Source organism: Bradyrhizobium sp. 149, assembly GCF_023073915.1.
GTDB lineage: Bacteria > Pseudomonadota > Alphaproteobacteria > Rhizobiales > Xanthobacteraceae > Bradyrhizobium.
Genome location: NZ_JADPKK010000022.1, coordinates 770754 through 785585, shown reverse-complemented (window position 1 = coordinate 785585; position 14832 = coordinate 770754). Strand labels below are relative to the sequence as shown.

Below are 14832 nucleotides of genomic sequence, written 5' to 3'. Positions count from 1 at the left end.
AGCCGCATCCTCAACGTTCAAGACCGCGCTCCCCGAAAAGGCCACGTCATGAAGCATTTCACACTGCGGGTTTCGCCGAAAACCGTTCACTGGGGTTACTTCTCAAAGAAGGTCGCGCCGGCCCTGACGCTGCGCTCTGGCGATCGCGCCACCATCGAGACGCTGACTCATCACGCCAATGACGATTACGAGCGCATGATCCAGGGCGATCCCGGCGCAGAAAGCGTGTTCCAGTGGACGCGCGAGCACAAGGCGGTGGCACGGCGCGGCGCCGGGCCCGTCGAAGGCCCCTTCATCCGCGGCGCAGGCGAGGGGATTGGCGTGCATCTCCTCACCGGTCCAGTCGCCATTGAAGGCGCCGAGCCCGGCGATATCCTGGAAGTGCGCATCCTCGACGTCCGGCCGCGGCCGAGCTGCAGCGCCTGCCATGCCGGGCGCTGCTTCGGCTCCAATGTCGCCGCGAATTGGGGCTTTCACTATCGCGATCTGATCGAGGAGCCGAAACCGCGCGAGGTCGTTACCATCTTCGAGCTCGACACCTCCGGCGAGCCCTATGCCAAGGCGGTCTACAACTACGTCTGGACGCCGCAGACCGACCCTGACGGCATCGTGCATCCGACCATCGATTATCCCGGCGTGCGCGTCGATCACGCCACCATCAAGAAGCGCGAGAACATCCTCGCACGCGTCAAGGTGCCGGCACGGCTGCATTTCGGCACCATGGGGCTCGCACCGTCGGAGGCCGATTTCGTCAGCTCGATCCCGCCGAGCTATACCGGCGGCAACATCGACGACTGGCGCATCGGCAAGGGCGCGCGGATGTTCTATCCGGTCGCGGTCCCCGGCGCCTATTTTTCTGTCGGCGATCCTCACGCCGCGCAAGGCGACAGCGAGCTTGGCGGTACCGCGATCGAGACCTCACTGACCGGCGATTTCGAGTTCATCCTGCACAAGAAGGCCGATCTCGCCGGCACCAGCCTCGAAGGTCTCGACCATCCGATGCTGGAGACCGATCAGGCGTGGTCGTTCTACGGCTTTACCTATCCGAACTACCTCGCCGCGCTCGGCGCCGACGCTCAAACCGAGATTGCCAATCATTCGAGTCTCGACCGTGCGATGCGCGATGCGTTCCGCAAGCTCAGGAGGTTCCTGATGACGGTGCACGGTTTGAGCGAGGACGAGGCGATCTCCCTGCTGTCGGTCGGCGCCGATTTTGGCGTCACCCAGGTGGTCGACGCCAATTGGGGCGTCCACGGCACGATCCGCAAGAACATCTTCCGATGCGACTAATGCATTGAAGCACAGCCCATTTGGGGATGAGCACGTGACCAGCCAACCTCATTTGCAGGCCGTCGCCGCAACGGATGACCATGTGCGTCTGGCACAGAGGTTGCTTCGATCCACTGCAATCTGGGTGGATCCGATGAGCTTCCGTCCCTTCACGAGCGAGTCCTACGCGCAAGACGACCGCCCCGAAGCCTGGCGGGACGTGCTGGCCGCGGTCGGCCTGCAGCCGGCGACCGGGCATTCCTTCCTCGACGGGCACGCAACGGCGTCGCATCGCCACGCCGCGGGCGTCGCGCTGACGCGCATGGCGGCCGGCGCCCAGAGCATCGGTCCGCTCTCGCAATCCAACGAAGACATGCCGATTGCGCTGATGCCGCTCGAAGACGGCATGGTGCTCAAGAGCGCCGGCGGCCATCGCATCGTTCCGGTCGGCCATCTCGTGCTGCTGCCGCGGAGCGGGGACTGGAGCATCGTATTCCAGCGCGACATGCGCGCCATCGTGCTGTCGGTGACGTCTAAGGCGCTGCACGGCCGGCTCTCGGGCAGGCCGCGGCTCGGCGAACCCCGGGTCGTTCCGCCCAGCGGCTTTGCCGATGTTTTCGCGCGCCTGATGAACGCGACCGCGCGCACGCTCGACACGCTGAGCGATGCCGAATGGAATGCGGTCGCGCAGTCGCTCGTCGATCTCCTGCTGACACTCGCCCATCAACTGGCCGCTTCGACGTCCGACGCCGGATCGAGCGCAACGCAGTCAGCACTGCTGCACCGGATCTGCCAGACCATCGAACGCCGCCTCGACGATCCCGAACTGGTGCCGGCGCGCGTCGCGCAGGCCGAAGGAATTTCCGAGCGCTATCTGCAAAAGCTGTTCGAGACCGTGGGCGACAACTTTACGCACTACGTTCGCGAGCGGCGGCTCCAGCGCGCCTGGGCCGACCTGTCCAATCCGTCCGAGGCGCACCGCTCGATCTCGGAGATCGCCTACGCCTATGGGTTTGGCGATTCCGCGCATTTCAGCCGCGCCTTCCGCCATCGCTTCGGGCTGCCGCCGCGCGAGTTTCGCCAGCAGGAGGCGGAGCGAGCGACGACGCAGCATGGGATAACCGGCCAGCGCGGCTGGCCGCAGGATGCGCTGGCGCAGCTCCGCGTGCACCAGGCGAGTGTAGAGGCGCGCAGCGATCTCGCCCGGACCGACATCGATGAGCGGGGGACGGCCGAACGCAAGCATCATCATCTTCCGATCGACGCCAACCGTGTTCATTGGGGCTATTTCAGCCGCTCGTTACAGCCGCAGCTCGAGATCGCCTCGGGCGATACCATCACCATCGAAACGCTGACGCAGCACGCCTCCGACGATCCTGAGTTGATGATCGCGGGCGATGCCGCTGCCGAAAACGTGTTCGGCTGGACGCGAGAGAAGAAGAATATCGACCGCCGCGGCGCCGGCCCGATGGATGCCAGCGTATTCGGTCGCGGCGCCGGCGAAGGCTTTGGCGTGCACATCTGCACCGGGCCCGTGTCGGTGAAGGACGCCCAGCCCGGCGACGTGCTGGAACTGCGGATCCTCGACATCGTACCGCGCGCAAGCCGTCATCCGAAACATCCGGGGCGCGTGTTCGGCTCCTCGGTCGCGGCCTGGTGGGGATATCATTACGACGAGTTTCTTTCAGGGCCGAAGCCGCGCGAGGTCGTGACGATCTACGAGATCGTCGACGACGCCGATGCGCCGCACGCCCGCGCGCTGTATTCCTACCGATGGGAGCCGCAGACTGACCCGTCTGGCGTGGTGCACCCCACCTACGACTATCCCGGCATTCCGGTCTTGCCCGGCACGGTGAAGCGCCGCCACGCCGTGCTCGACGGCATCCGCATTCCCTTGCGCCCGCATTTCGGCGTGATCGCGTTGGCGCCGCGCGAAGTCGACTTCATCGACTCCGTGCCGCCGTCCTATTTCGGCGGCAATCTCGACAATTGGCGGCTGGGGAAGGGATCGACGATCTATCTTCCAGTCTCAGTTCCCGGCGCGCTGCTATCGGTCGGCGATCCCCATGCCACGCAAGGCGACGGCGAATTGAGCGGCACCGCGATTGAATGCTCAATGACCGGAACGTTCGAGGTGATCCTGCACAAGAAGGCCGACCTTGCCGGCCAGCCCTTCGCCGATCTCTCTTATCCGCTGATCGAGACCGAGTCCGACTGGGTGCTGACCGGCTTCAGCCATCCCAACTACCTCGCCGAATTCGGCGCTCAGGGCCAAAGTGAGGTCTACGCAAAGTCCTCGCTCGACCTCGCCATGAAAGATGCCTTCCGCAAGATGCGGCGCTTCCTGATGAACGTGAAGGGTCTCAGCGAGGACGAGGCGATCGCGCTGATGTCGGCCGCCGTCGATTTCGGCGTCACACAGGTGGTCGACGGCAATTGGGGCGTGCACGCGATCATCAGCAAGCGCCTGTTTCAGGCCTTCCCTTAGACAAGGCCGCCTTTAAACGACGCGCCATAGCAAGGAAATCCCGGTGAAATTCCACATGATCAGCGGCGGACCGAAGCCGGTCGCGCCCTTCAGCCACGCGGTCGAGACCGACGGCTTTGTCTTCGTCACGGGACAGATGCCGGACACGCCGCAAACGCCGGGCGTCTTACCCGACGGCATCGTCGCGCAGACCCGCGCGGTGATGGAGAATCTGAAAGTGGTGCTGGGAGGTCTCGATCTCGGCCTCGAGCATGTCGTGATGACGCGCATTTATCTCACGCGTTTCAAGGAAGATTACACCGCAATGAACGAGACCTACCGCACGTACTTCGCGCCCGGACGGCTGCCGGCCCGCACCTGTGTCGGCGTCACCGGTCTTGCCTACGACGCGCTGATCGAGATCGACCTGGTGTGCCGGCGGCCGTGAGGCGATGCTACAATCCCTTGCGTTACCCGACGGGCAAAACACACAAACAACGGGTCAATCCGCTCGGGTGAAAAGATTCCACTTTACCGAAATTCGGGTTTGGCGTAGTTGTGCCCCACCTCATCCCTGTCAGAGGGGCGTATCGCGATCGTCACGAAATGCGGGATGAGCCGTGGTGGACGCAGGCAGCATCGGCGCGAAGGGCTTCGCAGGGCGGGCAACCGTGAGCGAAGGCGTCGCGCACACGACCGGTGCTATCAGCGTACGGCAAAACCGTGTCGTCCTGACGCCCGGGGTCTGTGCGTCAAGTCTTGTGGTGATGTGAGCTGCCCGACCGGGCCCGCGCATCAGCCATCCGCAAGGCGACGGGGGCAATAGTGCATCGCTCCCCGGGGAGAGCACGGCATAAGCCGTAAAACCGCTGCGCAGGGAAGGCCGGTTGTTTGGCTTCACCTGTATGCCGCTGTGCAGCTTTTTGCAGCCACCTTTCGCACAGTGGACCGTGGGTGCCCGGCCGGCACCCGGTCTTCCCTGCACCCTCTGACGGAGGGGGGTGTGCGTGACGAAGCAAAGCTCGGGCGAAGCCAGCCGCGAGGATGCGAAGGCGTGTCTGCACACCGTCATTGCGAGCGAAGCGAAGCAATCCAGAGTCCCTCCGCGGAACGGCTCTGGATTGTTTCGTCGCAAGGGCTCCTTGCAATGACTGCGACGGGAGAGGTCGTCGTCGGTCCGCTCGAGCAGGGGCCGCCGGGCCGCGTCAGCGTCGCGGACATTGACGCCCGACACGACAACCACCGCCGACCTATGAACCCCGGTTCATTGCTGCGGAGAATTCGAATCGATAAGAACTGGTTCGTTGCGCGTCTCGCGTCGCGCAGCGAGCCGGAGCGTGGATCGATCGCGTCTTGAACCTTTGGATTGCGCTTCGGACGAATCCTTCAAGGCAACGCCATGGGTTGCCGCGGCGCCTGCGCCGATCGACGTCAGGCACCGAAAGCCCTGTTTCGATCGGGGGAATTTCAAATGAAGTATTTTCTGTCTGCACTGATCGCGATCGGTCTGTCGATCGCCGCCGCGCCGTCGTTCGCGGCTGATGCCCGCAACGTCACGGTCGTCAACGAGACCGGCTATGCCATCAAATTCCTCGGCTTCAATGCTCCGGACGACGGCATGGACGAATGGGACAACGAGCTCGACAAGGTTTTGCAGAACCAGGCGAGCACCTATGTCGAGTTCGACGATGACGACGAGGGGTGTGTCTGGAACGTCCGTGTCGACTGGCAGAACTATGATGAGACCGTGCTCTGGAAGAACGTCAACCTCTGCAAGTTCACCGCGCTTCGGCTGCGCTACGATTCCGGCACCAAGACCACTTCGTTCGTTGCCGAGTAACCTAATCCGAGGTCAGGCGGAGGACGGGCCGCGTGCCCTTTCTCGCCGCAATGTGCAAGATAGCGAATTCGTCCTTTGCAAGCGCAAGCGGCTTTGTTATACGCAGCCGCGCGCGAACGACGGGTTCGCCCTTTTCCTCGGTAGCTCAGCGGTAGAGCATCCGACTGTTAATCGGATGGTCGCTGGTTCGAATCCAGCCCGGGGAGCCAAATTCCGCTTCATTTTCAATGATTTGCTTCAGACTCTGATCTGACTTGCGATCTCGTTGCGGCAAGTTCTCAAGTGGATGTGTACGGTGGCGCGGCCACATTCGGTGCGGCGACGCCAAAACGACTCAATTGAAATCGAGCCTCCAGAAGCCGGTCCCTTACGGAGCTGATTCCCATGCGAGACATCCAGGTCGACCGTTCCCCGCTGGCGCCTTCAATCCTGCCGGCGGACATCCCCGAACTCAGCGACGATGAATGCCTCGCCTGCCTTGCCCGTGCGGTCGAGACACACGATTCGGCACGGCTGGATGAAGTCGCGGCACTGATCGGCCGTCTGGCCGTCACGATCGAATAGGCCGACTCACCCTCGACGTTGCGAGTTGCGGAAGGGCCCGGTTTGCGGGCCAAAGCCATGTTGCGTTTTCGAAGGGCCTGTTCCAAAGATGCCGCCAACTTTCGTCCGCGGCATCGTCCGCCTTGCAGGGTCCGCAAATGTCCGTTTTCCCGACGGCGCGCCTAAAAATGGTCGATGGCCAGGTGCGCACCAGTGACGTCACCGATCGTCGTGTTCTCGATGCCATGCTCATGGTTCCGCGCGAGGCCTTCGTGCCGGCGAGCCGGCAGGCACTGGCGTATCTCGACCTCGATCTCGACGTCAGCGAGGGCGGCGCCAAGCGGTTCCTGATCAAGCCGCAGCTGACCGGCAAGCTGCTCCAGGCCGCCGAAATCGGCGAGGGTGACAACGTGCTGGTCGTCGGCTGCGCTACGGGCTATCTCGCCGCGCTGACCGCTAAGCTCGCGCGCCAGGTCACCGCGACGGAATGCGATTCGGCCCTGGCCGCGAAGGCCAGGGACACCTTCGCCGCCCTCGGGCTTGCCAACGTGGCCTGCAAGGCCGCGGCCTGCAGCGAAGGTGATGCCGCTGCCGCCCCTTATGATGTGATCGTCCTCAACGGCGCCACCGAGGTGACGCCGGCAGGGCTGCTCGGGCAGCTCAAGGAGGGGGGGCGCCTGGTGGGGGTCTCGGCCGAATCGAGGCCGCCGCGAGCCATGATCGTGACCCATACCCACGGCGAATTCGGCCATCGGGCGCTGTTCGATGCCGCAGCCCCGGTCCTTCCCGGGCTGGAACGCGCCGCCGCCTTCGTGTTCTGACGCCCCGATAGCGGCTTTGGCCCGTTAAAATCCCGTTCTGAATCAGAAGTGTGGCCGGGATGCTGCACGTGAAGAGTTTCCACTACGAACTACCCTCAGGTAGTTCCGTCCCGCTTGACCGCGTCCTATGTTGCGGCGGGGCAACGACTCCACTCGGTAGACGGTAACCCAGCTCGCGGGCACGAGCCGGGCGTTAGAATGAACGGATTTTTTGGGATGCATGGGGTGAAGCTCTTCACCGGAGCAGCGGTTTCGGTCCTGCTGCTGGCGCTTGCCGCGCCGACGCCTGCCTTGGCGGACACGATCGAGGCCGCGCTGGTGCGCGCCTATCAGAACAATCCGCAGCTCAACGCGCAGCGTGCCCAGGTGCGCTCGACGGACGAAAATGTGCCTCAGGCCTTGTCGGGCTATCGCCCCAAGGTCGCGGTAACGGCGAGCGTCGGCTATCAATACACCGATACGAACACCACCGCAGGTGGGACGCCGACCACGATCGTACGCACCGAGACTCACGGCACCAACGCGCCGCGCAGTGCGGGCGTGACGGTGTCGCAGAACCTCTTCAACGGCAACCAGACCGCCAACAGGACGCGCGCCGCCGAGAGCCAGGTCTCCGGCGCCCGGGAAGCCTTGCGCGTGCTCGAGCAGAGCGTCCTGCTCCAGGCCGCCAGTGTTTACATGGACTATCTGCGTGACTCGGCGACGCTGGAAGTCCAGCGCAGCAACGTGCGCGTGCTCGAGCAGACGCTGAAGCAGACGCGGGACCGCTTCAACGTTGGTGAAGTGACGCGGACGGACGTCGCGCAATCCGAGGCGCAGCTAGCTGCCGGCAAGACGCAGGAGCTTACAGCCGAATCGAATCTGACCACCACGCGCGCGAACTTCCGCCGCATCATCGGTAATGAGCCTGTAGCCCTCGCCCCGGGTTCGCCGGTCGATCGCTTCCTGCCGGGGACGCTTCCCTCTGCGGTCAGTCTCAGCTTGGTCGAGAACCCGAATGTCACGGCGTCGATGTACGGCATCGACGTCAACTATCTACAGGTCAAGATCAACGAGGGCGCGCTGCTGCCGACGATCAACTTCCAGGTCGCGGCGACGCAATCCTACGAGCAGACCATGACCGTCTTCCGCTCGTTCGGAGCCTCGGCGGTCGCTTCGGTCAATGCTCCGATCTACCAGGGCGGCGCTGAATACGCGCTGATTCGCCAATCCAAGGAAAACCTGGCGCAGCAGCGCCTGAATCTCGAAACGACCCGCGACCAGGCCCGCGCCACCGTGGTGCAGGCGTGGGGACAGCTGGTCGCCGGCAAGGCGCAGGTGTCCTCCGCGCAGGCGCAGGTCACCGCCTCCGAGATCGCGCTGAACGGCGTGCGCGAAGAGGCCAAGGCCGGACAACGCACCACGCTCGACGTGCTCAATGCCCAGCAGGCGCTGGTCAATGCGCGCGTCGCACTGGTGACCGCGCAGCACGATCGTGTAGTTGCGTCCTACTCCGTGCTCAGTGCAGTCGGCCGTCTCGCGCCCCAGGTGCTCGGTCTCTCGACCACGGTTTATGATCCCAGTGTGCACTATCATCAGGTGCGTGACAGCTGGGCCGGCGTGCGCACGCCGGACGGACGCTGATTGCCGCGATCAGGTCGGCCTCGCGAATAATCGAGGCCGACTGGTGCTTTGCTTGCAATCGTCAAATTCCCTGACATAGCCTTGCGAAGAAGCTGCGGGTCGATTCGCCTCGCATCCGATGTCGTTTGCGTAAAGCTCGGGCCCGCAGGTAGGGCGGCACGGCCGTACGTTGCGCTGTGATCTGGGGACAAGTCTGGCTGTCACGACGAAAATGTCGGGCCGTCGGTCCGGAACCGGCCAATCCTGGCGTGCTTGGTGTAAAATAACGCATGCGAGGGCGTTGAGGATGTGGAGTCGGAGATGACGCAGCCTGCAAAGGTCACAGAACCCTCGATGGAGGAGATTCTGGCCTCGATCCGGCGCATCATTGCCGACGATGAGGCCAAGCCGCCGCCGACTGAGGCTGCCAAGCCCGAGAAGGCTGCGGCCGCGCCGCCGAAGCCGCAGGCGATCAACGATATTCCGGCATCCAAGGTCGCGCCGGCCAAACCGGCCGCTGAGAAGCCCGTACCGCCTCCGGCCGCAAAGCCGGCGCCGCCGCCGCCGCCCGCACCCGAGGCGGATGCATCCAACAATCAGGACGATATCGACGCGCTGCTGGCGGGGCTCGACTCAGCCACGCCTGAGCCGGAAATCCGTGCTCCCGAGCCGGAGCCCGAACCTGAGCCCGACGTGCTGGAATTGACCGACGATATGGCGCTGGCGATGGAGCCGACGTCGTCTCCGCCGCCACCTAGCTTCCGCAAGGTCGAGCCGCGGGATGATCTCGAATTCGCCGAATCGCCGCCGCCACGTCCGACGCCGCCCCCATCGTATGCGCCCGTGGACTTCGATGCGCCGCCAGTGCCGCCCCAGCAGCCGATCCTGGCGCAATCGACGGTGTCGGCGGTCGAATCCGCATTCAATTCCCTGGCCCACACGGTGCTCAGCAGCAATGCGCGAACGCTGGAGGATCTGGTCAAGGAGATGCTGCGTCCGATGCTGAAGTCCTGGCTCGACGACAATTTGCCGGGCCTCGTGGAACGCATCGTGAAGGCCGAAATCGAGCGGGTATCGCGCGGCGGCAGGTAGATCGGGCCGCAGAGCCCTCATAAAGCCCTGCTTGTGCACTATATTCGGTCTCCCGACCGGACCGGAAAGCCCTGTTGCCGCCTGGCTTTCCTTTGACCTTTCCGTTGACTTGGACCCCGCGCGCGGCTTTCTAACGGCCCCATGATCGAGAAAAATTACCAGCCCGCCGATATCGAAGCCCGCATGTCCGTCGTGTGGGAGGACAGCCTTGCCTTCAAGGCCGGCCGCCCCGACCGCCGCGACGCGGTGCCCTTTACCATCGTGATCCCGCCGCCGAACGTGACGGGCTCGCTGCACATGGGCCACGCCCTCAACAACACGCTCCAGGACATCCTGTGCCGCTTCGAGCGCATGCGCGGCCGCGACGTGCTGTGGCAGCCCGGAACCGACCATGCCGGCATCGCCACCCAGATGGTGGTCGAGCGGCAGCTGATGGAGCGCCAGCAGCCCGGACGCCGCGAGATGGGCCGCGAGAAATTTCTGGAACGGGTCTGGCAGTGGAAGGCCGAGAGCGGCGACACGATCATCAACCAGCTCAAGCGGCTCGGTGCCTCCTGCGACTGGTCACGCGAACGCTTCACCATGGACGAGGGCCTGTCCAAGGCCGTGGTCAAGGTGTTCGTCGAGCTGCACCGCGACGGCCTGATCTACAAGGACAAGCGGCTGGTGAACTGGGACACCAAGCTGCTCACCGCGATCTCCGATCTCGAAGTGCAGCAGACCGAGGTCAAGGGCAGCCTCTGGTACCTGCGCTATCCGATCGAAGGCAAGATTTTCAACCCTGAGAATCCCTCGAGCTTCATCGTCGTTGCCACGACGCGCCCGGAGACCATGCTCGGCGATACCGGCGTCGCCGTGCATCCTGATGACGAGCGCTATCAGAAGCTGGTCGGCAAGAACGTGATCCTGCCGCTGGTCGGCCGCAAGATCCAGATCGTCGCCGACGACTATTCCGATCCGGAGAAGGGGTCTGGCGCGGTCAAGGTGACACCGGCGCACGACTTCAATGACTTCGAAGTCGGCAATCGCCACGGCCTGCGCCGGATCAGCGTCATCGACAAGGAGGGTTGCCTCGATCTCCTCGACAACGAGGATTATCTGCGCGACCTGCCGGAAGGTGCCTCGCAGTTCGCCGAGGAGTTCAACAAGCTCGACCGCTTCGCCGCGCGCAAGCGCATCGTCGAGCGACTGGAATCGTTCGGCTTCGTCGAGCGGATCGAGCCCCACACCCACATGGTGCCTCATGGCGACCGTTCGGGCACGGTGATCGAGCCCTATCTCACCGACCAATGGTATGTCGACGCCAAGACGCTGGCGAAGCCCGCGATGGCCGCGGTACGCTCGGGTGAAACCACCTTCGTGCCGAAGAACTGGGAAAAGACCTATTTCGAGTGGATGGAGAACATCCAGCCCTGGTGCATCTCGCGCCAGCTCTGGTGGGGTCACCAGATCCCGGCCTGGTACGGCCCTGACGGCAAGGTGTTCGTCGCCGAGACCGAGGAGGAGGCCGTCAGCCACGCCCTCGGCTATTACGTTGAGCAGGAAGTCATCACGGTCGAGCAGGGCCGCGAGATGGCGCTCGACCGCAACAAGCGTGACGGCTTCATCACGCGCGACGAGGACGTGCTCGACACCTGGTTCTCCTCGGCGTTGTGGCCGTTCTCGACTCTCGGCTGGCCCGCAGACGCGCCGGAAGTGCAGCGCTACTACCCGACCAATGCGCTGGTGACCGGCTTCGACATCATCTTCTTCTGGGTGGCCCGGATGATGATGATGGGGCTGCACTTCATGAAGGAGGTGCCGTTCTCGACGATCTACATCCACGCCCTCGTCCGCGACGAGAAGGGCGCCAAGATGTCGAAGTCGAAGGGCAACGTCATCGATCCGCTCAGCCTGATCGACGAATATGGCGCGGACGCGCTGCGCTTCACACTGGCCGCGATGGCCGCGCAGGGCCGCGACATCAAGCTCGCCACCAGCCGTGTCGAGGGTTATCGCAATTTCGCGACCAAGCTCTGGAATGCATCGCGCTTCGCCGAGATGAACCACTGCGCCGTGCCTGAGGGTTTCGAGCCGGCCAAGGTCAAGGAGACGCTGAACCGCTGGATCGCGCATGAGAGCGCGCACACCACGCGCGAGGTGACCGAGGCGATCGAGGCCTATCGCTTCAACGATGCCGCCGGCAGCATCTACCGCTTCGTCTGGAACGTCTATTGCGACTGGTATGTCGAGCTCGCAAAACCCGTGCTGCTCGGTCCCGACAGCCCTGCCAAGGCCGAGACCCGTGCCATGGTCGCATGGGCGCGCGACGAGATCCTGAAACTGCTGCACCCCTTCATGCCCTTCATCACCGAGGAGTTGTGGGAGGTGACGGCCAAGCGCGATGGTCTGCTCGCACTGGCACCTTGGCCGCTGAAGCCGGCCGAACCGACGCCGGAGCAGCTTGCGATGCTCGCGGCGACCACCGGGCCAACCGATGGGCTCGTCTCGCCGGTTTGGGTGCTGCCGGTCTTCGACCATGCCGACTTCACTGATCCCGCGGCCGAGGCCGAGATCGGCTGGGTGATCGACCTCGTCACGCAGATCCGTTCGGTGCGCGCCGAGATGAACATTCCGCCGGCGACCCTGACGGCGCTGGTGCTCGCGGGCGCCTCGGCCGAGACCAGGGAGCGTGCGCCTCGCTGGAGCGACGTCATCAAGCGCATGGCACGGCTGTCGGACATCTCCTTCGCCGATCGTGCGCCCGACGGCGCCGTCCAGCTCCTGGTGCGCGGTGAGGTGGCTGCGCTGCCGCTGAAGGGCGTGATCGACGTCGCCGCCGAGCGCACGCGTCTCGACAAGGAGATCGGGAAGGCCGACGCCGACATCAAGCGCGCCGAATCCAAGCTGGCGAACGAGAAATTCATCGCCAACGCGGCCGAGGAGGTCGTCGAGGAGGAGCGCGAGAAGCGTGAGGCGGCGCTGGCGCGCAAGGCCAAGCTGCTCGAGGCGCTGGAGCGGCTGAAGCAGGCGTCATAGCCTCGCTACTTCGGGAACGGCTTGCTCAAAAACTTGGAGCCCTTGACGCCATAGCGCCAGGGCAGCTCGACGGCCTTGGTGATGCCGATCCGGATGCCGGCCACCACCTCTACGTGCTCCGTCCGCGCATGCAGCGCGATCGGCGGACGGTCCAGCGGCAGGGCATTGTGCGCGATGGTGATGCCGAGCGCTTCGGTCAGCTTGCCCGGGCCTGAGCACAGCGCGCGCAGATCCTGCAGATGGCGTCGGCGCCGCATCGCGGCGATGCCGTGGGTCGGCTCCAGCGCGCGGATCAGGACGGCGCTGGCCGAGCCTTCTTCCTCGCAGACGAAATTCACGCACCAGTGGATGCCATAGGAGCGGTAGACATAGGCAAAGCCGGGCGGACCAAACATCACCTGGTTCCGCGGCGTCGGGCCGTTGTAGGAGTGCGCCGCCGGCTCGGTATGATGATAGGCTTCGACTTCGACAATGAGGCCGCCGACGCCTTCGACCAGCATGGTCGCGCCGATCAAGTCGTGCGCGACCTCGTGGACGCTGCGCGCGAAAAAGGCACGCTTCAAGGCTTTGCCAAGCCGGGGAATAGAGGTCTTCGAGACTGGAGCCATTCGAGGTGAGAGTCGCCAGAGAACAGAGCAGGATATTGCCCATATCTGCCATGTTCCCTGAAGCCGCGCGAGCCGGGTTGCGATGCCTGGCGAGACCGACTAGGTAGGAACTGAACAGACCGGACACCCCATGGTCGTTATTGTCGATACCATCTCGAACCCGCTGCGCCCGCGTCACCCCGAAAAGGTGAACCGGCCCGATTCCGCTTCGCCGCCGAAGCCGGACTGGATCCGTGTGCGCGCGCCCAACACCCGCGGCTATGCCGACACCCGCAACATCGTGCGCGCCAACGGCCTGCACACGGTGTGCGAGGAAGCGGGCTGCCCGAATATCGGCGAGTGCTGGGACAAAAAGCACGCGACCTTCATGATCATGGGTGACACCTGCACCCGGGCCTGCGCGTTCTGCAACGTCAAGACCGGCATGCCGAATGCGCTCGACGCCGCCGAGCCGCAGAACGTCGCCGAGGCCGTGGCCAAGCTCGGGCTTGCCCATGTCGTCATCACGTCCGTCGACCGCGACGATCTTGCTGATGGCGGCGCCGAGCATTTCGCCCAGACCATCCGCGCGATCCGCACCGCGTGCTCCTCGGCCACGATCGAGATCCTGACGCCCGACTTCCTGCGCAAGGAGGGCGCGCTGGAGGCCGTCGTCGCGGCGAAGCCCGACGTGTTCAACCACAATCTCGAGACCGTGCCGTCGTGCTATCTCACGGTGCGACCGGGCGCGCGCTATTTCCACTCGATCCGGCTGTTGCAGCGGGTCAAGGAACTCGATCCCACCATCTTCACCAAGTCCGGCATCATGGTCGGCCTCGGCGAGGAGCGCCACGAGGTGCAGCAGGTGATGGACGATCTGCGTTCCGCCGACGTCGATTTCCTGACCATCGGGCAATATCTCCAGCCGACCCGCAAGCATCACGCTGTGATGCGCTACGTGCCGCCGGACGAATTTTCGTCCTACGAGAAGGTCGCCTACACCAAGGGCTTCCTGATGGTGTCGGCGAGCCCGCTCACCCGTTCGTCGCACCATGCCGGCGAGGATTTTGCGAAACTGAAGGCTGCGCGGGCCGCGACGGCCCGCTGAACCGCCATGCCCAATTTTTCGAGCAAGCGCCGTGTTGATCACAGCGCGTCCGAGATGTTCGATCTGGTCGCCGATGTCGAGCGCTACCCGGAATTCGTGCCGCTGTGCAGCGCGCTGAAGGTCCGTCAGCGCATGGCGAAACCCGACGGCACCGAGGTGCTGGTCGCGGACATGACGGTGTCGTTCAAGCTGGTCAAGGAATCCTTCACCAGCCGCGTGACGCTCGACCGCGCCAATCTGAAGATCCTGGTCGAATATCTGCAAGGTCCCTTCAGCAATCTGGAAAACCGTTGGACCTTCGAGCCCAAAGGTGAGGGCGTCTGTGACGTCGGGTTCTTCCTCGCCTACGAGTTCAAGAGCCGCATGCTGGCGTTGCTGATGGGCTCGATGTTCGACGCCGCGTTCGCGCGATTTTCCATCGCGTTCGAGAGGCGGGCGGACGCGATCTACGGACGGCGGAAGCTGGCGTCGTCGTAGCGGTTGCG

Annotated in this window: 12 protein-coding genes and 1 tRNA gene; 12 read left to right on the top strand and 1 reads right to left on the bottom strand. The window is 64.2% G+C overall.

What is annotated here, in order from left to right; all coding sequences use genetic code 11:
• Positions 1 to 48 precede the first annotated feature (48 nt).
• From IVA88_RS21405 to IVA88_RS21360, 10 genes are all read left to right on the top strand, one after another.
• Positions 49 to 1290 carry an acetamidase/formamidase family protein gene (locus IVA88_RS21405; protein WP_247499158.1) on the top strand — a complete coding sequence of 414 codons (1242 nt, stop codon included), beginning with the start codon at positions 49 to 51 and terminating at the stop codon, positions 1288 to 1290.
• Positions 1291 to 1423: 133 nt separating this feature from the next.
• Positions 1424 to 3757, top strand: a complete 2334-nt coding sequence (locus tag IVA88_RS21400; RefSeq protein ID WP_247499157.1) for an acetamidase/formamidase family protein — start codon at positions 1424 to 1426, stop codon at positions 3755 to 3757.
• A 43-nt stretch (positions 3758 to 3800) separates the two neighbouring features.
• Complete coding sequence (locus IVA88_RS21395; RefSeq protein WP_247499156.1) at positions 3801 to 4184, top strand: RidA family protein; 384 nt, start codon at positions 3801 to 3803, stop codon at positions 4182 to 4184.
• Positions 4185 to 5207: 1023 nt separating this feature from the next.
• Positions 5208 to 5576, top strand: coding sequence for a hypothetical protein (locus IVA88_RS21390; RefSeq protein ID WP_007591185.1), 369 nt, complete (start codon positions 5208 to 5210; stop codon positions 5574 to 5576).
• A 134-nt stretch (positions 5577 to 5710) separates the two neighbouring features.
• A tRNA-Asn gene (locus IVA88_RS21385) sits at positions 5711 to 5785 on the top strand.
• 175 nt (positions 5786 to 5960) lie between these two features.
• The gene (locus IVA88_RS21380; protein ID WP_007591158.1) at positions 5961 to 6140 is read left to right on the top strand and encodes a hypothetical protein; all 180 of its coding nucleotides are present in this window, start codon (positions 5961 to 5963) and stop codon (positions 6138 to 6140) included.
• 137 nt (positions 6141 to 6277) lie between these two features.
• A complete protein-coding gene (locus tag IVA88_RS21375; RefSeq protein WP_247499155.1) occupies positions 6278 to 6940 on the top strand; it encodes a protein-L-isoaspartate O-methyltransferase in 663 nt (220 codons plus the stop codon).
• A 216-nt stretch (positions 6941 to 7156) separates the two neighbouring features.
• Positions 7157 to 8563, top strand: coding sequence for a TolC family outer membrane protein (locus IVA88_RS21370; RefSeq protein WP_247500378.1), 1407 nt, complete (start codon positions 7157 to 7159; stop codon positions 8561 to 8563).
• Positions 8564 to 8863: 300 nt separating this feature from the next.
• Entirely contained in the window at positions 8864 to 9634 is a 771-nt protein-coding gene (locus tag IVA88_RS21365) for a DUF2497 domain-containing protein (protein WP_247499154.1), read from the top strand.
• A 141-nt stretch (positions 9635 to 9775) separates the two neighbouring features.
• The gene (locus IVA88_RS21360) at positions 9776 to 12652 is read left to right on the top strand and encodes a valine--tRNA ligase (RefSeq protein WP_247499153.1); all 2877 of its coding nucleotides are present in this window, start codon (positions 9776 to 9778) and stop codon (positions 12650 to 12652) included.
• A 5-nt stretch (positions 12653 to 12657) separates the two neighbouring features.
• Here IVA88_RS21360 and IVA88_RS21355 read toward each other — a convergent pair whose 3' ends face one another.
• A complete protein-coding gene (locus tag IVA88_RS21355) occupies positions 12658 to 13260 on the bottom strand; it encodes a DNA-3-methyladenine glycosylase (RefSeq protein ID WP_247499152.1) in 603 nt (200 codons plus the stop codon).
• Positions 13261 to 13390: 130 nt separating this feature from the next.
• Between IVA88_RS21355 and lipA the strand changes: the two genes are divergently transcribed.
• Both lipA and IVA88_RS21345 read left to right on the top strand, forming a co-directional pair.
• Entirely contained in the window at positions 13391 to 14347 is a 957-nt protein-coding gene (lipA, locus tag IVA88_RS21350) for a lipoyl synthase (RefSeq protein WP_247499151.1), read from the top strand.
• 6 nt (positions 14348 to 14353) lie between these two features.
• Entirely contained in the window at positions 14354 to 14824 is a 471-nt protein-coding gene (locus IVA88_RS21345) for an SRPBCC family protein (protein ID WP_247499150.1), read from the top strand.
• The last annotated feature ends 8 nt before the right edge of the window (positions 14825 to 14832 follow it).